The organism is Pseudoxanthobacter soli DSM 19599, assembly GCF_900148505.1.
In the GTDB taxonomy this organism is placed as follows: Bacteria; Pseudomonadota; Alphaproteobacteria; order Rhizobiales; family Segnochrobactraceae; genus Pseudoxanthobacter; species Pseudoxanthobacter soli.
The window spans coordinates 204,458-226,546 of record NZ_FRXO01000002.1 but is presented as its reverse complement, the minus strand read 5'-3'; the positions used below and the strand labels follow the sequence as shown (position 1 = coordinate 226,546).

Sequence of the window (22,089 nt, the reverse complement as noted above, 5' to 3'; positions counted from 1 at the left end):
CTCTTGCCGCCCGCGGGTGTGTCCGCTATATCGTCGCCCTTGAACACGATCGGCCGCAGCCTTCCCGGCGTTTCCGAGACGGAAACCCGAGCGGGAGCGGTCGTGCCGTTGCCGGCGCGGCTTCTGCCCGCCTTCATTTCGGGCGAACGTGGGTGGCGATCAGGCCGCCGCCGCTCGCCGCCAGCGTTCGGAAAGCGACGACCATGAAGAAAGACATTCACCCCGACTATCACAGCATCAAGGTGGTGCTGACCGACGGGTCCGAATATATCACCCATTCGACGTTCGGTTCCGAGGGCGACGTGCTGACCCTCGACATCGATCCGCGCACTCATCCGGCCTGGACCGGCGGCCAGCAGCAGCTGCTCGACCGCGGCGGCCGCGTGTCGCGCTTCAAGAACAAGTTCGGCAGCTTCCTCGGCTGAGGCAGCGGCATCGCTCCCGAAGTACCGTCGCCGCCGATCCGGCGCGATGGTTGTACATCCGGGAGGGCGCTGCGCCGTTCGATCGTTTCAAGCCGCGTCCGGGACCACCCGGGCGCGGCTTTCGTTTGTGAGGCGTGCCGTGTGAGGCACGGCGCGTGTAAGGCATGGGTGCGAAGGGTAGGGGCCGCCGGAGAAGGGTAGGGGCCGCCGGATAAGGGCGCGTCGACCCGGTCCGGTCAGGCCGGATTTCCGCCGCCGGCATCGCCGCCGTTGCGCGGGCCCGGCACCGGTGTGAACGCCGCTTCGAGGCGGGCGTGCGAGCGTGCGACGGGGTTGTCGTGCACGAGCTGAAGCACGGCGCGCGCGGGGCGGCGCGCCGGCCGTTCCGCCGTCAGCGCCGCCTCGATGGCGCCGGCCCGGCGTTCGAGCCCGTGCAGCCGCGGGTCTTCGGCCGCTGCATTCCAGCCGGCCTCCTGGCAGGCCGGCATCGTGCGGGCGCGGGCGGCGATCCGCGCGCGCTCCGCTTCCGCGGTCTCGGGCGGAAGGTCGCCGCTGCGTTCCATGTCGTCGATCAGCGCAAGCCCGGCGATCCTGTCGAGCCGGGAATCGAGCCGTGCCCGGCCGGGGCCGGGTGGCAAGGCCGTGGCGGCCATGCGCAGCGCGATGATCTCGTCGAACAGGAACGCGGACACGGGTGGTTTTGCAGGCCGGACGGAGGAACAACCGAGGAGCCGTCCTACTAGCCGCTTGCGGCGGAAAAGGGGAGTCGCCGCTCAAGGCGGAAATCGCGCCCAAAAAGAAGCCGCGACATGCGCGGCTCTACCAGGTGGCCTCGAACAGGGGAGGGAACCGGGCAGAATCCGCGTCGCGGGTCAGGGCAGTCGAACCAGGGCGCCCGCAGCGCCAGCTTCCGCCATCCCCATTCGTCCCCGAAAGCGGTTAACGCCCGGTTGATGAAACCGGGCGATTGCGAGGATTTCTCGCGCTCAGCGCCGGAAAAGCGCGTCCGCGGCGTTCTGGGTGGCGCGCTTGGCCTCGATCGCGGCCCGGACCCGGGCGATTTCCGCCTCCAGATCACCGACGAGCGCCTCGAGTTCCGTGACCGACAGCCGCGCGAGTTCGCTGCCGAGCGTGTGCGCCTGCGCCTTGCGGGCGGCCGGGGTGGCGAACGGATCGTCCTCGATCATGGCGTCTTCCTCCTGCAGGGCGCCGGCCCCGTCTCCGGGCGTTCATAGCAAAGAGAGCGCCCGCAGGCATCCGCTTCGCCTCGACCTCGCCGCGCGGGGGTGGCATCAGGAGGGTCGAGAGCCGCGCACGCTGGCGACACTGCCGGGCGTGCTGCAGCGGGGTTCCGGCCGGATGGCCGCCGCCCGCGGGTTCGCCTCGCAAGCCAACGGAGATGTTCCATGAGCGCCAGCGTACCGGAAACCATGAGCGCCAGCCCGCCGGAAACCATGACCGCGATCGCCTGCCCGGTGCCCGGCGGCCCCGAGGCGCTGGTGGCCGAGACGCGGCCGGTGCCCAAGCCGGGCCCGGGCGAGATCCTGGTGCGGGTGGAAGCGGCAGGCGTGAACCGCCCCGACGTGCTCCAGCGCATGGGCCATTATCCGCCGCCGGCGGGCGCGCCGGATATCCCGGGCCTGGAAATCGCCGGCCGGGTCGCCGCCGTCGGGCCGGATGTGACGGCATTCGCGCCCGGCATGGCGGTGACGTCCCTCGTGGCGGGCGGCGGCTACGCGGAATATTGCCTGGCGTCCGCCAATATCGCCCTGCCGGTGCCGGACGGTCTCACCATGATCGAGGCCGCCGCGATCCCCGAGACCTTCTTCACGGTGTGGTCCAACGTGTTCGACCGCGCCGGCCTTGCCGCCGGCGAGACGCTGCTCGTCCATGGCGGTACGTCCGGCATCGGCACGACGGCGATCATGCTCGCCAAGGCGTTCGGCGCGCGGGTGATCGCGACTGCCGGTTCCGCGGAGAAGTGCGACGCGATGCTGGCGCTGGGGGCGGACCGGGCGGTCAACTACCGCGACGAGGACTTCGTTGCCGCCACGAAGGCCGAAACCGGCGGGCGCGGCGCCGACGTCATCCTCGACATGATCGCGGGTGACTATGTCGAGCGCAACTGGCGTGCCGCGGCGGTCGAAGGGCGCATCGTGCAGATCGCCACGCTGGGCGGCAAGGCGAAGAATCTCGATTTCACGCCGCTGATGGTGAAGCGCCTCGTCCATACCGGCTCCACGCTGCGTGCGCGAGAAGTGCCGTTCAAGGCGGCGATCGCGCAGGCGCTTCACGACCGCGTCTGGCCGTTGGTGGCGGTCGGCCGCGTCAGGCCGGTGATCGATTCCACCTTCCCGCTGGTGGAGGCCTCCGCCGCTCATGCCCGGATGGAATCGTCGTCCCACGTCGGCAAGATCGTGCTGACCGTCTGACGAACGCACCCGGCCGCGTTGCCGTTGAGCGGCTTTGGCGTCCGCTCACCCTCGCCGGCGTGCCGTTAAGGCGGCGTTGACCACGCCGGCCGAAACGTGGTGAACGGACCTTGATCCTGATCGGTACAAAGGCATCTTTCGATCAGCCATGGTGCGCGCAGCCCGTGCTTTTCCGGCTCGGGAAAGCGGGTGCGCGTGCCTGACCGGCCCCGAATGTCCGCGCGCAAGGGTCGCGCCGCGTCGCGCGCGGAGGGGCCGGCATCAGAGATGCCGGCTTGTGCCGCCGGCCCCATGTCTGCGTATCGGAGTTGGTGCGCGTATCGGAGTTGCCGGATGAAGAGACGCTCGAAGTTCGCTGCCTCCGCCTTGTTGTCGTTGGCCGGCGCTGTGGTCTCGGCGACGGCGGCAAGCGCGCAATATTACGATCCGTCCGCGTCGATGGATTCCTACGGCACGGCGGCGCCTGCTCCGGCCCCGCTGCCCGCCGCCGATGCCTATGCGGCGCCTTCGGCCGGCTACAAGTGGAGCGGCGCCTATGTGGGCGGCGTGCTTGGTGCCGGCTGGGGAACCGCGAACGTCGATTACGGCCTGTTCTCGACGACCAATTCGCCCTCCGGCGCGACCGGCGGCATCGTCGGCGGGTTCAATTTCAATCTCGCGTCGAATTTCGTGCTGGGTGCCGAGACCGACCTGACCTGGAACGGCCTGACCGACCGGCAGAACGCCGGGTTCACGGAAGTGACGACCCGCAGCAACTGGCAGCTCACCGCCCGCGGCCGCGCGGGCGTGGCGCTCGATCGCATCCTGCTCTACGGCACCGCGGGCGTGGCCTTCAACGATATCGAGGTGTCTGCCGCCGGTGCCTCCAACAGCGAGGTTCGCACCGGCTGGGTGGCGGGCGGCGGCGCGGAAGGTGCGATCACCCAGCACATCACCGCGCGCGCCGAACTGCTCTATTCGAGCTTCGGCCGCGACGAATACGCCGTCGGACCGACGCCGGCCTCGACGGATTTCAGCATGACCGTGCTCCGCGGCGGCATTGGCTACCGGTTCTGACCGCGCAGCCGAGCCGTCGTTGCCGGATCGAGTCCCTCAGCGCCCTTCGGGATCGGTCGCGGCGAACGCCGGCACCGCGGCGGCGAACGCGTCGAGCCAGGCGACGAGCGCCGGATGGTCCTTGCGCCAGCGGCCATCGAACCGGAGGTCGAGATAGCCGAGCGCGCAGGCGAGCGCAATCGAGCCGGCATCGGTGAAGGCGTGGTCCGGCTCGCGGGGCGGAGCGAGCTCCAGGGTGTCCAGCGCGCGGGCGACCTTGCCGGCCTGCCAGGCCACCCAGTCGGAATGGCGGCGGGCCTCCGGCCGGTAGCGCACTTCGTAGATCTGCAGCAGCGCCGCATCCATCATGCCGTCGGCCAGCGCCTGCAGCCGCAGCACGCGGAACCGGCCTGCGGGGTCGCTGGGCACCAGCACCCCGCCACCGGCGAGATGATCGACATAGTCGATGATGACGGCGGAATCGAACAGCGTCGAACCACCGTCGAGCACCAGCACCGGAATCTTGCCGAGCGGGTTCTCGTCGAAGAACGAGGGCGCAGGCGCCCGCGTATCCACCGATTCGACGGTGAGGGTGTCATCCAGCCCGGCGACCGCGAACGCGATGCGCACCTTGCGGCTGAAGGGCGAGGGAGGAGAGGAGCGCAGGATCGGCATGGGGGTCAGTCTCCCTCGAACGAGATCAGCGTGCGGACGGCGACGCCCTTGGCACGCAGGCGATCGGCGCCGCCGAGATCCGGCAGGTCGATGATGAAGGCGGCGGCGACGACTTCGCCGCCGGAGCGGCGGACGAGATCGATGGCGGCCTCGGCGGTGCCGCCGGTGGCGATGAGATCGTCCACCACCAGCACCCGGTCGCCGGGGCGGATCGCATCGGCGTGAACCTCGATGGTATCGACGCCGTATTCGAGCGCGTAGTCCTGACCGATGGTCTTGGCCGGCAGGCGCCCCTTCTTGCGGATCGGCACGAAGCCGCGGCCGAGTTCATGCGCCACGGCGCCGCCAAGGATGAAGCCGCGCGCCTCGATGCCGGCGACGAGGCTCACCCGTGCGTCGAGAAACGGCCATACCAGCCCGTCCACGGCGGCCCTGAGGCCGGCCGGGTTGGCGATCAGCGTGGTGATGTCGCGGAACATCACACCCGGCTTCGGGTAATCGGGGATCGTGCGGACGAGCGCCGCGAGATCGAGGTCGGCAACATCGAGATCGACGCGAAGCGTCATCGGCTGGCATCCTCCCGGCGGATCGTCACCCATGCGTCCGTTCATCCGTGCGCCGCGGGTGTGTTCCGCATCGATTCATGATTGGCGGATCGTCTTGCCTTGTCCGGGTGGGGCCCGTCCATCGTGCCAGAGCGACCTCGGCGTGCACCTTGCCCGGTCTCGTCGCCCGGAGCTACCGCCCCTGCCGCGACACAGGGTTGCATAACCGGCAAATCGATTGGCAGGCTTATGAATACGCCCGCACCGCGCCGGCAGGCAACGGCGAACTCTGGTCGGTTTTCGGCGCCCGCCGCCCTTCTGCGGCGCTATCGGGCCAGCACGCGGCCGGCGACCGCGCCGAGATTGGCGACGAGCGCGGGATCGCGATAGTCCGGCGCCGTCATGATGGCGAAATCGAGCGCGCGGTCCGAACCGGCCGGGCAGGGTTCATGCTCGTCCGGCAGGTCGGCGATCAGGCGTGCGACGAGGTCCTGCGCCTTCGCGCGGTTCTCGGTCATGACCCGGATGACCGACTGCACGTCGACATCGCCGTGGGCGTCGTGCCAGCAATCATAGTCGGTGACCATAGCCACGGTCGCGTAGCAGAGCTCGGCCTCGCGTGCGAGCTTGGCCTCGGGCATGTTGGTCATGCCGATCACGTCGCAGCCCCACGAGCGATAGAGCCGGGATTCCGCGAGGGTCGAGAACTGCGGCCCTTCCATCACGAGATAGGTGCCGCCGCGGACGACGGGCACCCCGGCCGAACGCCCGGCCGCTTCCAGCCGGTCGGCAAGGCGTGGGCTCACCGGCTGGCCGAACGCCACATGGGCGACGCAGCCGGCGCCGAAAAAGCTTTTCTCGCGCGCGAAGGTGCGGTCGATGAACTGGTCGACCACCACGAACGTGCCCGGCGGCAGATCCTCTCTCAGCGAGCCGCACGCCGAAAGCGACACGACGTCGGTGACGCCGGCGCGCTTCAGCACGTCGATGTTGGCGCGGTAGTTGATGTCCGTCGGCGAAAAGACGTGGCCGCGGCCGTGGCGGGGCAGAAACACCACCTCGCGTCCCTTGAAGCGTCCGCGCCGGACGGCGTCGGAGGGGGTGCCCCACGGGCTTTCGATGCGCTCCCATCGCGCATCCTCAAGACCCGGCAGGTCGTAGATGCCGGAGCCACCGATCACGCCGAGAACGCATTTCGCCATGGGATCGTCCTGATGCGGGGAGGGTCGTCAGCCGGCAATACCGGACCCGGACCTCCGCCTCAAGAGCGGGAAAAGCGCAGGGCGGCGGGGCGTGTCACGGCGGGCTCGAATCCCGCGCGGCCAGCGCCGCGTGAAGCGGCGCACAGGCGCGCATCGTTCAGGCGCCTCTTGCCGGTTCACCGGAACTCCCAATATAGCTGCCCGTGATGCAGACCGATCAAGCCACCTCGACGCCGCCCGAAGCCGCGCCCCCGACCGGGGCCGGCGCAGCGGACGACTATGCCACCGGCGCGGCGGACCATCCGCTTGCGACCCGGTCCGGCCGCGTCAAGGCGTGGCTCGACCTGATCTTCGTCGATCACGGCTTCATCCGGCTCGCCTACCTCAACCTTCACCATGTCGGCAGCGGCCTGTGGCGCGCGGCCCAGCCGGCGCCGGCAGATTTCCGCCGCTTCGCCGCGAAGGGCGGCCGCTCCGTGGTCAACCTGCGCGGCGGCCGCGACCTCGGCGCCTGGCCGCTGGAGCAGGAAGCCTGCGCGGCGGCGGGCCTCGCGCTCTACGAACTTCCGTTCCGCACGCGGCAGGCGCCGAGCAAGGAAACCGTGCGCGCGGCGGCGGACCTGTTCGCCCGCATCGAATATCCCGCGCTGATCCACTGCAAGTCCGGCGCCGACCGCACCGGCTTCGCCGCCGCGCTCTATCTGATCCTTCGGGAGGGCCGCACGGTGGCGGAGGCCAAGCGGCAGCTCCTCCTGCGATACGGCCACATGCGGGCCTCCCGCGCGGGCATTCTCGACGCGTTCTTCGACCGCTATCGCGAAGACGGCGAGGCCCGCGGCATGGAACTGCTCGACTGGGTCGAGACACGCTACGACCCTGATGCTCTCAAGCAGAGCTTCCGCCCGCAGACCTGGGCGAGCGTGGTCTACGACTGGATCCTGCGGCGCGAGTGACGCCGCGAGCCCGCGCGGCGCCGCCGTCTGGTGAGGCCCTCAGGCCGCGAGCGTGCGGCGTCCGGCGTGGCGGGCGCGGGCGGCGTCGCCGAAGGCGGTGAACAGGCCCTTCGACAGCCGATCCTCCCAGAACCGCCATTCCGGATGCCACTGCACGCCGATGGCGAAGGCGCGCGCGTGCGGCACCCTGAAGCCCTCGACGAGGCCGTCCGGCGCCGTCGCCTCTACGACGAGATCGGGCGCAAGTCGGGCGATGCCCTGGCCGTGAAGCGAGTTGACGCGCCACGTCGTCGTGCCGGCGAGCCCCGCGAACAGGCCGCCCGGTGTCAGCGACACCTCGTGGACCGGGGCATATTGCACGTCGAGCGGCGCGGTCTTGTCCTCACGGTGGTCGGCATAGGCCGGCTGCTCGTGCACCTTCTGGTGAAGCGTGCCGCCGAGCGCGACGTTCATCTCCTGGTAGCCGCGGCAGACGCCGAACAGCGGCACGCCCGCGGCGATGGAGGCGCGAATCAGCTCCAGCGAGACGCGGTCGCGGTCCGGATCGGCGGGCAGGCTCGGATCGGCCGGCTCGCCGCCATAATGGGACGGATCGACATTCGATGGGCTGCCGGGCAGGAATACGCCGTCGAGCACGGCGAACAGCTCGGCGAAGTCGATCGGTGTCGGCGCGAATCGCCCGTCAGTGTCCGACAGCCGCGCCGGGATCATCAGCGTCAGCGCGTCGGCGCCCTCGGCGACGGCATAGAGATATTTCTCGGTGATGGCGTGGATGCGGTGGCCTGCGCTTTCCTTGACGTCGCAGACGACTCCGATGACCGGCCTCATGATGTCCAATCCTGTCCGTGCCGGCCACGGCGGCCGGCCAGCGCCGCAGCGGCGCGTATTGCCTTCATCATATGGAGAAGAGACGCTTTCGTGGCCAGTCCGTGCGACTGCGACCCGTTCAGGCTCCCGGACGGCGCGAGCGCTCCCCGGCGGCCCCATCCGAATCGACCGGGTCCGTCCTGCGGGCGAAGCGAATCTCGCCGTTCACTTCGGTCGCCTCCAACACGCCGAGATCGAGGCCGACATTGACGACCCGCACCAGCGCCTTGACGAACTCCTCCATCCGCGTCTGCACCAGCGGTCGCTGCAGGATGCCCGACTTGAGGCGATAGCCCCCGCGCGGGTCCTCCTCCAGCAGGTCTTCCGCCACCATCTCCTTGATTTTGCGGCGCGTCGTCTCGCGCGGAAGCCCGGTCGCCTCCGAAACGGACAGGGCGCTGCAGGGAACCTGGTGCTCGGTGGGGAACTTCACGTCCATCGAACCGTAGAGCTTCATCAGCTCCGGGTTTTTGATGAATTTCGCGCCGGTGGCGATGCTGATCGTATGGATGATGATCGCCTTCTGAAAATCGAAGCTAGTGATATCATTGTGAAAGAAAGCCGTCTTAATCGTTAAGTCGCTGAAATAATATCCGAAGGTGCGCGACAGCTTCTTGTACTGGTCCTCCTTGAGGACGATTTTTGTCTGTGTATTCCGTGACATCGGTGTTACTCTCCCCCAAATGAGAGTCGGACCTTCATGCGCTTAAATCGGGATGGCCGTCACGGCCGGAGAATGAAGCGTGTGTCAATTTTCGACCGGGCACACCATGCTATCCCATTTTCGGGCGCCGCGGCCATTTCCATCGGCTGATGCAGACCCCAAATAAGGGGGCGGGGTGTGACACGACTGCGACGGAGGATGGCCTGCGCATTGCTTGCCTCCAGGCTGATACCAAAGCGATGACGGGCTAGAATTTCGAAATGGTCGAATCGAAGAAATCCAGGCGCAAGCCGAGAAAACAGGTGGGAGTGCTGCCGTACCGCTGGACGGACGACGGCGGCTGGGAGATCTACCTGATCACCTCGCGCGAGACGCGTCGCTGGGTCATTCCGAAGGGCTGGCCGATGAAGGGGCGCACCGCGTCCGGCGCGGCGACCCAGGAAGCGTTCGAGGAGGCCGGCCTCGTCGGCAAGACCGCCAAGCAGCTCGTCGGCACCTATGTCTACGACAAGCGCCTCGTCGGCGGCGGTTCCGTGCCATGCGCCGTGCTGGTCTATGGCATGGCGGTCGAAAAGCAGCTCGACGACTGGCCGGAGAAGGGCCAGCGCGACGGCCATTGGTTCAAGCCCGCCGATGCGGCCGAGGCCGTTCAGGAAGACGGGCTCGCCGCGTTGATCCTGGGCTTCGCGTCCGGCGGCGGGGATGGCGGCGCGCGCAAGGCCGGCTCGAAGGCGGCCGGGAAGGCCAAGGAAGCAGACGCGCAGGCTCCGAAATCATCGTCGGCTGCGAAACCGTCAGGTGCCAAGGCGTCTCCGAAACAGAAGGCCGTTGAGGGGCAGAGGCCCACGGATCAGAGAGTTTCGGAGGGTCAGGGATCGCGTCAGGGCGGGGCCGCGGCGCTCGCCAATGTCGGTGAGGCCGCGACGACCGTCTGATCGCAGGCGCCGCTCATCCGGTCGTGGCACCGCGCAGGGCCCCGGCGAGGGACAGCACCGCATCCACAAGGATGTCGACGTCCTCCGGCCGGGTGCGGTGGTTGACGAAGGCGGCGCGGATCGCAAGCCTGCCGCCGATGCGGGTGGTGGAGGGCGCGGCGATGCCGCTCTCCTGCAGTGCGACCACGATGTCGTGGTTGAGGGTGTCGGCGTCGTGTTCGTCGCGGACCCGGAAGCACACCACGTTGAGCGGCGCGGGCGCCAGGAGTTCCAGCCGCGGATCGGCGTCGACGCGGGCGACGAGTTCACGGGCGCGGTCGCAGCAGGCCTCGACCACCCGCCCGAGACCTTCGGCGCCATAGGTCTTCAGCGTCATCCAGACCTTGAGTGCCCGGAACCCGCGCGACAGCTCCGGTCCGAGATCGCAGGGCCACGGCGCATTGCCGGCGAGGCCGCGGGTCTCATGCTGCAGATAGTCGACATTCTGGGCGAAGGTGTCGGCGAGATGCTGCTGGTTGCGAACCAGCACGCAGCCGGCGTCGTATTGCACCTGTCCCCACTTGTGGAAGTCGAAGGCCACGGAATCGGCTTCTGAAATCCCGGCGACGAGCGGACGGAGCCTCTGCGACAGCGCCACGAAGGCGCCGAACGCGCCATCGACGTGAAACCACAGCCCATGTTCCCGCGCGATCCCGGCCACTGCGGCGAGATCGTCGACCGCACCGGAATCGACGGTGCCGGCAGTCGCCGCGATCAGGAACGGCGTGAAGCCGGCGGCGAGATCGGCCTCGATCAGCCGGCCGAGCGCGGCTAGGTCCATGCGGCGGTCGGCCGTCACCGGCACGCGGCGCAGAGCGTCGCTGCCGATGCCCGCCATGTCCATCGCCCGTGGCAGGCAGGCGTGCGCGCCTTCGGAGGCGTAGGCGACGAGCCGCGCCTCGCCGAGCCCCAGTCGGCGGACGTCGGCGCCGAGCGCCCGCCGCCGGGCGCAGAGCACGCCGATGAAGTTCGCCATCGAACTGCCGGTCAGGATCAGGCCGCCGGCGGTCTCCGGCAGTCCGAGCGCGGAGGCCGCCCAGCGGACCACCTGCCGCTCGACCTCGATCGGGGCATGGTCGCGGCCGCCGAGATTGGCGTTGAGCCCGGCCGCCAGGATCTCGCCCAGCATGGCGGCCGGATTACCGCCGCCGTGGACCCAGCCGAGAAAGCGCGGATGGGTGTTGCCCGTCGCGTAAGGTTCGACCAGCCGCCGGAAATCGGCGTAGGCCGCTTCAATTCCCACCGGTTCATCCGGGAGATGCGCACGCAGCTCCGCCCGCAATCCGTCCGGCAGCGGCTGCCAGACCGGCCTTTCCCGGATACCCGCGACATAGTCGATCATGTCGTCCAGCATCCGGTGACCCAGCGCGCGAACCTCGTCCCAGCTTTCGGGATCGAGGCTCGCCGCCCGTCCGGGCGCAGGCGGATGGGCGGCGGGCATGTCTGAGGAAGGCGCTTCGGGCGCCGCCGGCCGGGGATCGGATGCCGCTGTCATCGTGTCTTCGGGACTGCTGGGAAAGGGAGAACGAAGCCTGGAGCAGATGGACGGGCGATGGCAAGCCGCAGCCAGCGTATCGGGGATATCCCCACGGGGCGTGCGTTTCGCGGGGGTATTCGCCGATCTTATTGAGATTGTTGATGAAAGTGGCCCGCGCGCGCATCGGCTGCGGAAACCGCACCGTGTACAGCCCCTGCCTGCGCGCCGATGCCGCCCCTAATTTGGGGAATCGTACTCAGGACCGGCGGAGACGACGACGCGGTTCCGGCCCTCGCGCTTGGCGCGGTACAATGCCGTGTCCGCCCGGCGCAGCATCAGGTCGAAGCTCTCGTCGTCTCGCTCGCGCACGCTGACACCGACGCTGACGCGGGTCTCGATCTCGCCGGCGTCGGTCGGAATAGGCGTCGCGCAGATCGCCTGCCGGAGCCGGTCGGCCGCGACGGTCGCGGCGTGAACATCGAGCCCGGCGGCCATGACCACGAATTCCTCGCCGCCGAGCCGCGCGATCAGGTCCTCGCTGCGCAGCGCTTCGATGGAGCGCGCGGCGATGGCCTGCAGAACCTGATCGCCGGCGGCATGGCCGTAGGTGTCGTTGATCGACTTGAAGTGATCGACGTCGATCATCAGCGCGGCGAGCGACGGCGCGGTGGCGAAGGCGACTGCGCTCGCCTCCTCGAAGGAACGGCGGTTGCAGAGGCCGGTCAGCGGGTCGGTTTCCGCCAGCCGCCGCAGATTGCGCTCCAGCAGGTGACGCGCGGTGACGTCATGGAAAAGCCAGATGCGACCGTTCTGGCCGTTCGAACGGATCGGATGGGTATCCACCTCGAACTGGCGGCCGCCGAGGTCCCATGTCGCCACGACCGAATAGTCGATGTCGGTCTGCAGCGGGCGGTAGGCGTCGTCGAGTTCGGCGGCGTTGAGGCACGAAGCGCGCAGGCCGCGCATCGCCGCCGACAGGGTGTAGGGATCGAGATTTGCTGCGCCGAGGCCAAGCAGGTCGGCCGCTCCCTGGTTGACCAGGATGTCCATGCCGTCGTTGTCCAGAACGACGACGCCGCTCGAGACGCTTTCGAACAGGTCGTGAAACCGCTCGGTCATCAATTCCCGCTGCATGGCGGCGTTGCGGTCGCGCAGCAACTGGCCCGTCACGGACGTCAGCAGCCTCAGCCCGATTTCCAGTTCCGAGGGGGAGGGGGTGATACGAGGCGCGTCTCCCCGCGCCCAAGCCAGCAGGATGCCGCTGCGCCTGGCATTCTCCACCGGCGTGGAGATGAAGAAGGCCTTCTCGGCAGGCCCGCCGAGGGCAGTCAGCATCGAACTCGGCAGGTTGAGGGCCGACGTTTCGACAGCCCCGCTCGACCAGTCGACCGTGTCGATCCGGCTGCTGGCGAGCGAGAAAAGGCTTACCGGCCTCGCCGGATCGACGGCGAGGGGCACGGCATTGCGGGAATCATCGGCCGTGAACAGCACCGCGAGATCGGCGCCCGCCGCAGTGCGCGCGAACGCCACCAGCGCCTGCAGGCTGTCGGCCTGCGGCGTTCCGGTGGCGAGGCCGCGCTTGGCGGCAGGTCGAGAGGAAGCCATTGCGCCTGAATCCGTCACGCCGGTTGGAGCAGGCATTGGTCGAGTGCCCGCAACACCTCGCCGGGGGCGGTCATGTGGGGAAGGTGTCCGCTGGCGTCGATGATCTGGAGCGTCGAACCGCGGATGTTGCGGTGCAGCCATTCCGCGACGTCCATCGGCACCGCCACGTCCGCACGCGTCTGGATGATTGTGGTCGGGCAGTCGAGCCGGGTCGCGATCTCGCGGACGTCGGACTGGAAGATCGTCCGCGCGATGGACAGAGCGATATCGGGCCGCATCTGGAACAGGGTTCGGCAGAACTCGTCGATTGCCGCATTATCGGGCACGCCGACGACCGCAGGCGCAAACCCGGCGCCCCACGCCTGGAAATTGGTGGCCATCGCCGCGAACAGGGCGTCGAGATCGGCGCCTTCGAACCCCCCGACATATCCATCGTCGTTCAGGTAGCGCGGCGAGGCGCCGATCATCGTCATTTTCCTGAACAAATCAGGCCGCGTGAGCGCGGCGATGCCGCCGACCATGCCGCTGACCGAATGGCCGATATAGAGACAATTGCGGATGGAGAGCTCGTCCAGAATGTCGATCAGGTCATCGGCGAACCCGTAGATCGACCGGTGGCGGTGGCGATCGTAGGTCCGTGTGCCGTTCGGCCCGGCGCCGGCGAGATCGAAGGAGACGACGCGAAACCGCGCGTCGAGCCAGGGTCTTATGAATTGCCATGCGGTCTGGTCGGTGCCGAAACCATGCGAAATCACCACCACGTCCTCGCCACTTCCCGTGACGAGGCCGTTATAGGCCTTGAATCTTTGCGTCATGCGACCTCGCAGGTTCCGAGCGCAAGCCTTAGCAGAAATGAAAACGCGGCTTCAATGGCGATGCCGGTACGGTGTGTTCGCCACCGTACCGGCGAGACGGCCTCAACGGCCGAGAATCTCGCCGACCTCGTTTTCCTCGGCGACCGAGATGTCGAGGAATTTCAGGGCCGCCAGACTGTCCTCAAGCTGTGCGACGGAACGGGCGCCGATGAGCGCGGAGGTGATCGCGGGCCGGCGCAGCACCCATGCGAGCGCGAACTGGGCCAGCGTCTGGCCGCGGCCCGCCGCGACCTCGTTGAGGCGCCGGAGCCGCGTGATCAGGTCCGGCGTCACCGCGCCGGCCTGCAGGGAGCCGCCGCGGCTCGCGCGCGAGCCCTCGGGCACCCCATCGAGATATTTCGCCGAAAGCAGGCCCTGGGCGAGCGGCGAATAGGCGATGCCGCCGGCCCCGCACTGGCCGAGCGCCTGCAGCAGGCCGCCTTCCACCCAGCGGTCCAGCATCGAGTAGCGGGGCTGATGGATGGTCAGCGGCGTGCCGAGCGCCTTCAAGATCTCGGCCGCCCGAAGCGTCTCCTCCGCCGGATAGTTGGAGAGACCGACATAGAGGGCCTTGCCCTGGCGCACGACGTGGTCGAGCGCCGCCATGGTCTCCTCAAGGGGCGTCATCGGATCGGGGCGATGGTGGTAGAAGATGTCGACATAATCGACACCCAGGCGTTTCAGGCTCTGGTCGAGGCTCGCGATCAGATATTTGCGCGATCCCCAGTTGCCGTAGGGGCCGGGCCACATATCGAACCCTGCCTTCGTCGAGACGAGGATCTCGTCGCGGTAGGGTTTCAGGTCCGCCGCGATCATGCGGCCGAAATTCTCCTCCGCGGAGCCGTAAGGCGGGCCGTAATTGTTGGCGAGATCGAAGTGGGTGACGCCCAGATCGAACGCGCGCCGCACCAGCGCGCGACCCGTCTCGAACACGTCGGCGCCGCCGAAATTCTGCCAGAGACCGAGCGAGATCGCAGGCAGGTCGAGCCCGCTGCGGCCGCACCGCCGGTAGGCCATGGCGGCGTATCGCTCGCGCGCGGCAGTCCAGGGCTCAGGCATCGTCGGACCTCCCGTTGGCCGGTTCAGGGCGTGGTGATCTTGCCGGATGCAGTCGTGCCGGGCGACGCCGCCCGCGCCGATCCGGCATCCCAGTTCACGGCGTGGGCGAAGTAGGCGAGCGTCCCGCCGCCGCCAGGTTGCCAGGCACCGGCGTGATTGCGGAAGACCCGCGCCACCGTGCCGTTCAGCAGGTTTCGCGCGCCCGCCTGAACGATGTCGGGACCCTCCGTCGCCAGCGCGGCAGCGGGCTTCAGGCTGGGCCGCACGATGGCGATGTGCCCCGCCTTGCGCGGGTTCGGATTGGCCACGACCGCGACGACGAGGAAGCCCTGGTTCGCCGCCGCGACGGCGGCCCGGTCGCCTTCAACCGGAAGCCAGCCATCAGCGGCAGCATCGGGGCCGTCGAGCCAGCGGCGCTGGGCATTGGCGAGCAGGATCTGCCCGTGCTCTGGCGGGCGCAGCAGGTAGATGCCGAGGCGTTCGGCCATCGCCGCGGCGAAGGCACTGCAATGGGACCGCGAGCCGTGGCCGCCGGGCGCGTCGCGATCCGGTCTGCCGGTCTTCCAGTCGACATGCCAGCCCGGCAGCCAGAGCGTCTCAACGCCGCTCTCATCCAGAAACGTGCCGAGCGTGCGGCCGTCCGCGGTGATCGGTCCGCAGCAGGGTGCGGCGACGGCCGGAAGCCGGGTCGCCGGCACCGCGTCCGCAGCCGATGCGCCGCCCGGCGCGGCGAGCATGAGCACCGCCATCCCGATGGCGCGCCATGCCCCCATCCGTGGCCGGCCGACCTGCATATCAATGCGGTGCGTGGTCATCGTTCGATCCATGCGCTCGTCGTCTGGAGCGTAGAGTGCTTTCTCGCCGGAGGAAATCGCCGGACCAGCGAGAAATCGCGTGCGATCCCGACGCGGATATCGCGGTTGGGCGGTCGCCCCGCGACCTTCGCGGGCGGACGTGCCCGGACGGATACGTCCGTCGCGTTGCAACATCGGATTGATGCGACGCATGATTGACGTACATCAGTTTCTGATTGGATTATGGCACATCAGGCAATAAGCTCGCCGCCATGCTGCATGCATGCGGCGGCGGACGGCTGTAGAGGCCCCGTTTCCCATCAGAAGACGTTCCCGGTGCCGGCTGATTGGCCGCTTCAGCGGCTGCCCGAGGGGCGCGGCAGACGGGCAGGAGGAGACGAACGTGAGCCGTGCCACGCTTCAGGACGTTGCCCGGATGGCCGGCGTAAGCGTCGCGACGGTCGATCGCGTGTTGAACCGGCGGCCGGGCGTGCGTGCCGAGACGGTGCGGCGGGTCGAGACCGCTGTCGGCGCGCTCGGCTACCGGCCCGATCCCCTCGCGGCGCGGCTGGCGCGGGCCACCCACCTCAAGTTCTGTTTCCTGCTTCCGGTCCGCGCGACCTCGTTCGCGGCGATGCTGGAGGAGGAAGCCTGCGACGCCCGCCGCTGGCTCGCCGACCAGCGCGCCGAGGTCGACGTGCGGCGGGTGGACGTGTTCGACCCGGTGGTGCTGTCCGAGGCGCTGGCCGGGATCGATGAGACCTATCACGGCGTCGCGCTCGTCGCGCTCGACCATCCGAGCGTGCGCGAGGCGATCGACGCCCTTGTGGCGCGGGGCGTGACCGTCGTCACCGTCGTCTCCGACGTGCCCCATTCGCGCCGCCAGCATTTCGTCGGCGTCGACAACAGCGCCGCCGGTCGGACCGCCGGCAGCCTGATGGGCCGGCTCTGTCGCGGGCTGGAGGGTTCGATCGGCGTCGTCGCCGGCAGCTTCGCCCTGCGCGATCATGCCGAACGGCTGTTCGGCTTCCAGCAGGTGATGTCGGCGGAATATCCCGGCCTTACCGTGCTGCCGCCGCGCGAGACGCGGGACGATTTCGAGCGCAACCGCGCGGTCGGCGCGGAACTCCTGCGCGACCATCCCGACCTCGTCGGGCTCTATTCCATCGGCGCGGGCAACCGCGGCCTTGTCGAGGCGCTTGAGGCGGCCGGCCGGGCGCGGGACGTCGCCTTTATCGGCCACGAGCTCACCGACCATTCCCGCCAGTGGCTGCTGTCGGGCACGATGGATGCGGTGATCGACCAGAACCCCGGCCATGAAATCCGTTCCGCCGCCCGCGTGCTGATCGCCCATTGCACCGGCATGCCTCTGGTCGAGGGGCAGGAACGCATCCGCATCGGCATCTACATCCGCGACAACCTGCCCTGAAACGCGACCGGAAGCAGCGGCTCCGCGCCGTGCGCCGGCCACCATTCTGAGGTACGCTCCTCATGCATCTCGGCATCGATATCGGCACCTCCTCGGTGAAGACCGTCCTCGTCGACGACGACCAGCGCGTCGTCGCCGTGGCGGAGCATCCCCTCGAGGTCTCCCGCCCGCACGACGGCTGGTCGGAGCAGGACCCGGCGGACTGGTGGCAGGGAATCCTCGCGACCGTTGACCGGCTGAAGCAGAGCCATCCAGCCGAGATTGCCGCGGTGCGTGGCATCGGACTTTCCGGCCAGATGCACGGGGCGACGCTCCTCGGTGCCGACGACCGGGTGCTCAGGCCGTGCATTCTCTGGAACGACGGCCGCTCCGGAGCGGAATGTGCCGAACTCGAAGCCAAGCTGCCGGACCTGGTGCGCATCACCGGCAACCGGGCGATGCCGGGCTTCACCGCGCCGAAGCTCGCCTGGGTCGCCCGGCACGAGCCGGACATCTTCGCCGCCACCCGCACCGTGCTGCTGCCGAAGGACTATGTCCGGCTGCTGCTGACGGGCGAGAAGGTGTCGGAACCCTCCGATGCCGCCGGCACGCTGTGGCTCGACACCGGCGCGCGGACCTGGTCGCCCGAGGTGCTGGCCGCCACCGGTCTCGATCTCTCCCACATGCCTCGCCTCGTCGAGGGAAGCGAGCCGTCGGGTGTGCTGCGGAAGGAACTGGTCGAACGCTGGGGCATGGCGCGTGCGCCCGTCGTCGCCGGCGGCGCCGGCGACAATGCCGCGGGCGCGGTCGGCATCGGCGCGATCTCGGCGGGCGATGCGTTCGTCTCGCTCGGCACCTCGGGCGTGCTGTGGGTGACGACCGACGCCTTCCGTCCGAACCCGGCGCGCGGCGTCCACGCCTTCTGCCACGCGGTGCCCGGAACGTGGCACCAGATGGGCGTCATCCTCGCCGCCGCCTCGGCGCTGACCTGGGTCACGCGCCTCGTCGGCGCGCCGGGGGAGGCGGAACTCGTCGCCCGCATCGACCCCGCCCGGGCGGGGCACAATCCGGTGCTGTTCCAGCCCTATCTCTCCGGCGAGCGCACGCCACACAACGATCCCGACGCCCGCGCCGCCTTCGCGGGCCTCAGCCACGCCACGGGGCCGGAGGACCTGGCGCTCGCCGTGCTCGAAGGCGTCGCCTTCGCGGTGCGCGACTGCCTGGACGCGCTCGCCGAGGCCGGCTCGAAGCCGGCGGCGGTGGCGGCGATCGGCGGCGGCTCGCGCTCGGATCTCTGGCTCGGCATCATCGCCGCCGCGCTCGACCTGCCGGTGCATCGCCTCGCCGGCGGCGACCTCGGCGGCGCGTTCGGCGCCGCGCGGCTCGGCCGCATCGCCGCGGACTGTGCCGACCCGGCCGTGATCGCCACCAAGCCGCCGGTCGCCGCCGTGATCGAGCCGGATCGCGGGCTGGCCGCGCGCTACGGCGACACGCTCGGGCGCTACCGCGCGCTCTATCCGGCGCTGAAGGGCATCACCGGCAGGGCAACGGCCTGACCGATCCGGCCCGCGCGGCCGGGCGCCGACACCGAACAGCCGGCCGTTCGCAAAAGGAGCCGGCACGAACAACGAGGGGAACGCCACCATGACCGCCCACTTCTTCGATGCCGCGAAGCCGGTCGCCTACGAGGGGCCGGAAAGCCGCAACCCGCTCGCCTTCCGCTGGTACAATCCCGACGAGATCGTGCTCGGCAAGCGCATGGAAGACCATCTGCGCTTCGCGGTCTGCTACTGGCATTCGTTCGCCTGGCCGGGGTCCGACCCGTTCGGCGGCCAGACCTTCGAGCGCCCGTGGTTCGGCGGCGACGATCCCTTGGCGCTTGCCCGCGCCAAGGCGGACGTGGCATTCGACCTGTTCCGCATCCTCGACGTGCCGTTCTTCACCTTTCATGACCGCGACATCGCGCCGGAAGGCGCCTCGCTCGCCGAGTCCGACCGCAACGTGAAGGCCATCGGCGACATCTTCGCCGCCAGGATGGAAACGGCCAAGGTCAAGCTGCTGTGGGGCACGGCGAACCTGTTCTCCCATCGCCGCTACATGGCCGGCGCGGCCTCCAATCCGGACCCGGACGTGTTCGCCTATGCCGCCGCGCAGGTGAAGACGGTGTTCGACCTGACCCACGCCCTGGGCGGCGAGAACTACGTGCTGTGGGGTGGCCGCGAAGGCTACGAGACCCTGCTCAACACCGATTTCCGCCGCGAACTCGACCAGCTCGGCCGCTTCCTGTCGCTCGTCGTCGAGCACAAGCACAAGATCGGCTTCAAGGGCCAGATCCTGATCGAGCCGAAGCCGAAGGAGCCGACCAAGCACCAGTACGATTACGACGTCGCCACCGTCTACGCCTTCCTCCGGCGCTATGGCCTCGAGCACGAGGTGAAGCTCAACCTCGAGCAGAACCACGCCATTCTCGCCGGTCACAGCTTCGAGCACGAGATCGCGCTCGCCTTCGCCCTCGGCGTGTTCGGCTCGCTCGACATCAATCGCGGCGACTACCTGCTCGGCTGGGATACCGACCAGTTCGCCATGAACGTGCCCGAGCTGGCGCTGGCGCTCTACGAGTTCCTGAAGGGCGGCGGCTTCACCTCGGGCGGTCTCAATTTCGATGCCAAGATCCGCCGGCAGTCGCTCGATCCGGTCGATCTGATCCAGGCCCACGTCGGCTCGATGGATGCCATCGGCCGGGCGCTCAAGGTCGCCGCGGCGATGATCGAGGACGGCGAACTCGCCCGCTTCGTCGATGCCCGCTACGCCGGATGGGAGGGCGAGGAGGCCAAGGCGATGCTCGCCGGCCGCCGTTCGCTCGACGAGATCGCGGCCCGCGTCCACGCCGAAGGCCTCGATCCGAAGCCGCGCTCCGGCCGACAGGAATATCTGGAGACCCTGGCCAACCGCTATCTCTGACGGACGGCCGGATCGAACCACGGTCGATTCCAAGGCAGCGGACCGGTGAAGGCGCCGGTCCCCGCTGCTGTGGATATCGTATGCAGGCGAATGATGAGCCGTCTCAGTTCACGGGCCTGACATCTGGGCTTTTTATGGTCCCGCCATGCGCGCCAGGGTGGTTGCCGGCGGGGTCTGACGTCGTCTTGTTGTCGATGTGGCTGGGTAACCGTCCGCGCGCCTTTTCGGAAAAAGGCGGTTTTCCATGCGACACAACTGGCTTGCGGCGCTCGCGTTCGCCCTCGTCCCGGCCACGGCGATCCTGCCCGGCGCCGCTTTCGCCCAGACGGGCGAGACCAAGATGCTGGAGGCCGACGACGGCTCCCAGACGAAGATCTTCCCCCTCGATCGCGCCACGCTGCTTTCCGGCGGCAAGTTCGACCTCAAGGTCGAATTTCCGGCGGTGGTGAAGCAGGACGACATCAAGATCCTGATCGAGGGCCGCGAATACACCGAGGTCTTCAAGGAAAAGCCGGTCTATATCGAGAATGAGAACGACAAGGACGGTTCCTCCGTCGTCGTGAAGAACGTCTCGATCGAAATCCCGGGGCACTACACCATCGTCGCCGAGGGCAAGGGTGCCGACGGCAAGACCTACCGCCAGGAGGTGAAGTGGGAGGTGTTCGGCACGCCGAAGGAGGCGAAGGCCAAGAACATCATCTTCCTGCTCGGCGACGGAATGGCCGTTTCCATGCGCACCGGCGCGCGGATCATGTCCAAGGGCAACACCGAGGGCAAGGCCAACGGCAAGCTGAACATGGATACCCTGCCGGCGATGGCCTTCATCGGCACCTCGTCGACGGATTCCATCGCCGCCGACAGCGCCAACACCATGTCGGCCTACATGACCGGCCAGAAGTCGGCGGTGAACGCGCTCGGCGTCTATGCCACCCGCGCCAAGGGCTCCCTCGACCAGCCGCATCAGGAGACCATCGCCGAAGCCATCCGCCGCATGGCGCCGGGCAAGGCGATCGGCGTCGTCTCCAACGCCGAGATCGAGGACGCCACGCCGGCCGCGGTCGTGTCCCACACCCGCCGCCGCGCCGACAAGCCCGAGATCGTGGGCATGTTCTACGACGTGAAGCCTGAGGTGATGCTCGGCGGCGGCTCCGCCTATTTCCTGCCGAAGTCGGTGCCGGGCTCCAAGCGCAAGGACGACATCGACTACGTCGCCAAGTTCAAGAATGCCGGCTACGCCTTCGCCACCACCGAGCAGGAACTCGCCACCGCGAAGGGCACCAACACCGGCAAGCTGCTCGGCCTGTTCCACACCGGCAACATGGACGGCGCGCTCGACGAGAAGCTCGGCACCGGCACCACCAAGAAGTTCCCGGACCAGCCGCCGCTGACCGACATGATGACGGCCGCCCTCGACGTTCTCTCCAAGAACCAGGACGGCTTCTTCCTGATGGTCGAGAGCGCGCTGATCGACAAGTTCGAGCATCCGCTCGATTTCGACCGCGCGATCTATGAAACCATCGTCATGGACAAGCTGGTCGGCATCGCCCAGGAATATGCCAAGACCCATCCCGACACGCTGATCATCGCCACCGCCGACCACACCCACGGCGTTTCGATCATCGGCACCATCGACGACGACAAGCCGGGCACGGTCGTCGAGGAAGTCAGCGACAACGGCAAGGTCGTCGGCTCCGAGACCATGACCCCGGGCATCCAGATGCGCGAGAAGGTCGGCGTCTACCAGGATGCAGGCTTCCCGAACTATGTCGACGCCGACGGCGACGGCTTCCCGGACAAGGTGGACGTCTCGCGCCGCCTCGCCGTGTTCGCCAACAACTTCCCCGACTATTACGAGACCTTCCGCCCGAAGATGGACGGTCCGTTCGTGCCGGCGGTGAAGAACGAAAAGGGCGAATACGTCGCCAACGAAGCCTACAAGAACGTCCCCGGCGCCGTGCTGCGCATCGGCAACACGCCGCGCTCGGAAGACACCGGCGTTCATGCGGTCGACGACGTCGTGCTCCAGGCCCAGGGGCCGGGCTCGGAACAGCTCCACGGCTATATGGAGAATTCCGACGTGTTCCGCGTGATGGCGGACAGCTTCGCCCTCGGCGTGCAGCAATAAGCCGCTTCGACGATGCGGGGGTCCGGGCGTGTGC

Annotated in this window: 21 protein-coding genes; 9 read left to right on the top strand and 12 right to left on the bottom strand. The window is 68.6% G+C overall.

Going from position 1 to position 22,089, the window contains the following annotated elements:
• Positions 1 to 203 precede the first annotated feature (203 nt).
• Complete coding sequence (gene rpmE / locus BUF17_RS05505; RefSeq protein WP_073626421.1) at positions 204 to 425, top strand: 50S ribosomal protein L31; 222 nt, start codon at positions 204 to 206, stop codon at positions 423 to 425.
• Between the two features lie 236 nt (positions 426 to 661).
• On the opposite strand, the gene BUF17_RS05500 is transcribed toward rpmE, so the two are convergent.
• Both BUF17_RS05500 and BUF17_RS05495 read right to left on the bottom strand, forming a co-directional pair.
• Positions 662 to 1,117, bottom strand: coding sequence for a hypothetical protein (locus tag BUF17_RS05500; protein WP_073626419.1), 456 nt, complete (start codon positions 1,115 to 1,117; stop codon positions 662 to 664).
• A 294-nt stretch (positions 1,118 to 1,411) separates the two neighbouring features.
• Positions 1,412 to 1,612, bottom strand: a complete 201-nt coding sequence (locus BUF17_RS05495; protein ID WP_073626417.1) for a DUF1192 domain-containing protein — start codon at positions 1,610 to 1,612, stop codon at positions 1,412 to 1,414.
• A gap of 219 nt (positions 1,613 to 1,831) precedes the next feature.
• On the opposite strand from BUF17_RS05495, the gene BUF17_RS05490 reads away from it, so the two are divergent.
• Together BUF17_RS05490 and BUF17_RS05485 are read left to right on the top strand one after the other, a co-directional pair.
• On the top strand, positions 1,832 to 2,857 hold the full coding sequence (locus tag BUF17_RS05490) for an NAD(P)H-quinone oxidoreductase (RefSeq protein ID WP_428977626.1): 1,026 nt from the start codon (positions 1,832 to 1,834) through the stop codon (positions 2,855 to 2,857).
• Positions 2,858 to 3,190: 333 nt separating this feature from the next.
• Positions 3,191 to 3,913 (top strand): outer membrane protein, encoded by a 723-nt coding sequence (locus BUF17_RS05485; RefSeq protein WP_175563617.1) that lies wholly within the window; start codon positions 3,191 to 3,193, stop codon positions 3,911 to 3,913.
• Between the two features lie 36 nt (positions 3,914 to 3,949).
• On the opposite strand, the gene BUF17_RS05480 is transcribed toward BUF17_RS05485, so the two are convergent.
• The 3 genes from BUF17_RS05480 to BUF17_RS05470 all read right to left on the bottom strand — a co-directional run bounded on the left by BUF17_RS05480 (position 3,950) and on the right by BUF17_RS05470 (position 6,314).
• A complete protein-coding gene (locus tag BUF17_RS05480; RefSeq protein ID WP_073626415.1) occupies positions 3,950 to 4,567 on the bottom strand; it encodes a glutathione S-transferase family protein in 618 nt (205 codons plus the stop codon).
• Positions 4,568 to 4,572: 5 nt separating this feature from the next.
• Positions 4,573 to 5,133, bottom strand: coding sequence for an adenine phosphoribosyltransferase (locus BUF17_RS05475; protein WP_073626413.1), 561 nt, complete (start codon positions 5,131 to 5,133; stop codon positions 4,573 to 4,575).
• A 305-nt stretch (positions 5,134 to 5,438) separates the two neighbouring features.
• The gene (locus tag BUF17_RS05470) at positions 5,439 to 6,314 is read right to left on the bottom strand and encodes an S-methyl-5'-thioadenosine phosphorylase (RefSeq protein ID WP_073626412.1); all 876 of its coding nucleotides are present in this window, start codon (positions 6,312 to 6,314) and stop codon (positions 5,439 to 5,441) included.
• Positions 6,315 to 6,520: 206 nt separating this feature from the next.
• On the opposite strand from BUF17_RS05470, the gene BUF17_RS05465 reads away from it, so the two are divergent.
• On the top strand, positions 6,521 to 7,267 hold the full coding sequence (locus BUF17_RS05465; protein WP_073626410.1) for a protein tyrosine phosphatase family protein: 747 nt from the start codon (positions 6,521 to 6,523) through the stop codon (positions 7,265 to 7,267).
• A gap of 39 nt (positions 7,268 to 7,306) precedes the next feature.
• Here BUF17_RS05465 and BUF17_RS05460 read toward each other — a convergent pair whose 3' ends face one another.
• Both BUF17_RS05460 and BUF17_RS05455 read right to left on the bottom strand, forming a co-directional pair.
• Positions 7,307 to 8,095, bottom strand: coding sequence for a gamma-glutamyl-gamma-aminobutyrate hydrolase family protein (locus BUF17_RS05460; RefSeq protein WP_073627151.1), 789 nt, complete (start codon positions 8,093 to 8,095; stop codon positions 7,307 to 7,309).
• Between the two features lie 118 nt (positions 8,096 to 8,213).
• Positions 8,214 to 8,798 (bottom strand): IclR family transcriptional regulator, encoded by a 585-nt coding sequence (locus BUF17_RS05455; RefSeq protein ID WP_073626408.1) that lies wholly within the window; start codon positions 8,796 to 8,798, stop codon positions 8,214 to 8,216.
• Between the two features lie 302 nt (positions 8,799 to 9,100).
• Here BUF17_RS05455 and BUF17_RS22845 point away from each other — a divergent pair, with 302 nt between their 5' ends.
• Positions 9,101 to 9,733: an NUDIX hydrolase gene (locus tag BUF17_RS22845; RefSeq protein ID WP_244530771.1), complete on the top strand. Its 633-nt coding sequence runs from the start codon at positions 9,101 to 9,103 to the stop codon at positions 9,731 to 9,733.
• 13 nt (positions 9,734 to 9,746) lie between these two features.
• Here the strand turns inward: BUF17_RS22845 and BUF17_RS05445 are convergent, their stop codons facing one another.
• The 5 genes from BUF17_RS05445 to BUF17_RS05425 all read right to left on the bottom strand — a co-directional run bounded on the left by BUF17_RS05445 (position 9,747) and on the right by BUF17_RS05425 (position 15,582).
• On the bottom strand, positions 9,747 to 11,267 hold the full coding sequence (locus BUF17_RS05445; RefSeq protein WP_084564090.1) for a pyridoxal-dependent decarboxylase: 1,521 nt from the start codon (positions 11,265 to 11,267) through the stop codon (positions 9,747 to 9,749).
• Positions 11,268 to 11,486: 219 nt separating this feature from the next.
• Positions 11,487 to 12,854 carry a GGDEF domain-containing protein gene (locus BUF17_RS05440; protein WP_073626402.1) on the bottom strand — a complete coding sequence of 456 codons (1,368 nt, stop codon included), beginning with the start codon at positions 12,852 to 12,854 and terminating at the stop codon, positions 11,487 to 11,489.
• A 14-nt stretch (positions 12,855 to 12,868) separates the two neighbouring features.
• The gene (locus tag BUF17_RS05435; protein ID WP_073626400.1) at positions 12,869 to 13,669 is read right to left on the bottom strand and encodes an alpha/beta fold hydrolase; all 801 of its coding nucleotides are present in this window, start codon (positions 13,667 to 13,669) and stop codon (positions 12,869 to 12,871) included.
• A gap of 102 nt (positions 13,670 to 13,771) precedes the next feature.
• On the bottom strand, positions 13,772 to 14,767 hold the full coding sequence (locus BUF17_RS05430; RefSeq protein WP_073626398.1) for an aldo/keto reductase: 996 nt from the start codon (positions 14,765 to 14,767) through the stop codon (positions 13,772 to 13,774).
• Positions 14,768 to 14,790: 23 nt separating this feature from the next.
• Positions 14,791 to 15,582 (bottom strand): hypothetical protein, encoded by a 792-nt coding sequence (locus BUF17_RS05425; protein ID WP_139282429.1) that lies wholly within the window; start codon positions 15,580 to 15,582, stop codon positions 14,791 to 14,793.
• A gap of 382 nt (positions 15,583 to 15,964) precedes the next feature.
• Between BUF17_RS05425 and BUF17_RS05420 the strand changes: the two genes are divergently transcribed.
• The 4 genes from BUF17_RS05420 to BUF17_RS05405 all read left to right on the top strand — a co-directional run bounded on the left by BUF17_RS05420 (position 15,965) and on the right by BUF17_RS05405 (position 22,055).
• The gene (locus BUF17_RS05420; RefSeq protein WP_073626394.1) at positions 15,965 to 16,990 is read left to right on the top strand and encodes a LacI family DNA-binding transcriptional regulator; all 1,026 of its coding nucleotides are present in this window, start codon (positions 15,965 to 15,967) and stop codon (positions 16,988 to 16,990) included.
• 62 nt (positions 16,991 to 17,052) lie between these two features.
• A complete protein-coding gene (gene xylB, locus BUF17_RS05415; protein ID WP_073626392.1) occupies positions 17,053 to 18,525 on the top strand; it encodes a xylulokinase in 1,473 nt (490 codons plus the stop codon).
• Between the two features lie 88 nt (positions 18,526 to 18,613).
• Positions 18,614 to 19,930: a xylose isomerase gene (gene xylA / locus BUF17_RS05410; RefSeq protein ID WP_073626390.1), complete on the top strand. Its 1,317-nt coding sequence runs from the start codon at positions 18,614 to 18,616 to the stop codon at positions 19,928 to 19,930.
• Between the two features lie 340 nt (positions 19,931 to 20,270).
• Positions 20,271 to 22,055: an alkaline phosphatase gene (locus BUF17_RS05405; protein WP_084564230.1), complete on the top strand. Its 1,785-nt coding sequence runs from the start codon at positions 20,271 to 20,273 to the stop codon at positions 22,053 to 22,055.
• The last annotated feature ends 34 nt before the right edge of the window (positions 22,056 to 22,089 follow it).

Bases quoted from the DNA above. Each gene is read 5' to 3' on its own strand.
- BUF17_RS05435 (WP_073626400.1), bottom strand. From the start codon at position 13,669: ATGACGCAAAGATTCAAGGCCTATAACGGCCTCGTCACGGGAAGTGGC.
- BUF17_RS05480 (WP_073626415.1), bottom strand. From the start codon at position 4,567: ATGCCGATCCTGCGCTCCTCTCCTCCCTCGCCCTTCAGCCGCAAGGTG.
- BUF17_RS05475 (WP_073626413.1), bottom strand. From the start codon at position 5,133: ATGACGCTTCGCGTCGATCTCGATGTTGCCGACCTCGATCTCGCGGCG.
- BUF17_RS05440 (WP_073626402.1), bottom strand. From the start codon at position 12,854: ATGGCTTCCTCTCGACCTGCCGCCAAGCGCGGCCTCGCCACCGGAACG.
- BUF17_RS05470 (WP_073626412.1), bottom strand. From the start codon at position 6,314: ATGGCGAAATGCGTTCTCGGCGTGATCGGTGGCTCCGGCATCTACGAC.
- xylA (WP_073626390.1), top strand. From the start codon at position 18,614: ATGACCGCCCACTTCTTCGATGCCGCGAAGCCGGTCGCCTACGAGGGG.
- BUF17_RS05425 (WP_139282429.1), bottom strand. From the start codon at position 15,582: ATGACCACGCACCGCATTGATATGCAGGTCGGCCGGCCACGGATGGGG.
- BUF17_RS05430 (WP_073626398.1), bottom strand. From the start codon at position 14,767: ATGCCTGAGCCCTGGACTGCCGCGCGCGAGCGATACGCCGCCATGGCC.
- BUF17_RS05445 (WP_084564090.1), bottom strand. From the start codon at position 11,267: ATGACAGCGGCATCCGATCCCCGGCCGGCGGCGCCCGAAGCGCCTTCC.
- BUF17_RS05485 (WP_175563617.1), top strand. From the start codon at position 3,191: ATGAAGAGACGCTCGAAGTTCGCTGCCTCCGCCTTGTTGTCGTTGGCC.
- BUF17_RS05455 (WP_073626408.1), bottom strand. From the start codon at position 8,798: ATGTCACGGAATACACAGACAAAAATCGTCCTCAAGGAGGACCAGTAC.
- BUF17_RS05495 (WP_073626417.1), bottom strand. From the start codon at position 1,612: ATGATCGAGGACGATCCGTTCGCCACCCCGGCCGCCCGCAAGGCGCAG.
- rpmE (WP_073626421.1), top strand. From the start codon at position 204: ATGAAGAAAGACATTCACCCCGACTATCACAGCATCAAGGTGGTGCTG.
- BUF17_RS05490 (WP_428977626.1), top strand. From the start codon at position 1,832: ATGAGCGCCAGCGTACCGGAAACCATGAGCGCCAGCCCGCCGGAAACC.
- BUF17_RS05460 (WP_073627151.1), bottom strand. From the start codon at position 8,095: ATGAGGCCGGTCATCGGAGTCGTCTGCGACGTCAAGGAAAGCGCAGGC.
- xylB (WP_073626392.1), top strand. From the start codon at position 17,053: ATGCATCTCGGCATCGATATCGGCACCTCCTCGGTGAAGACCGTCCTC.
- BUF17_RS05465 (WP_073626410.1), top strand. From the start codon at position 6,521: ATGCAGACCGATCAAGCCACCTCGACGCCGCCCGAAGCCGCGCCCCCG.
- BUF17_RS05405 (WP_084564230.1), top strand. From the start codon at position 20,271: ATGCTGGAGGCCGACGACGGCTCCCAGACGAAGATCTTCCCCCTCGAT.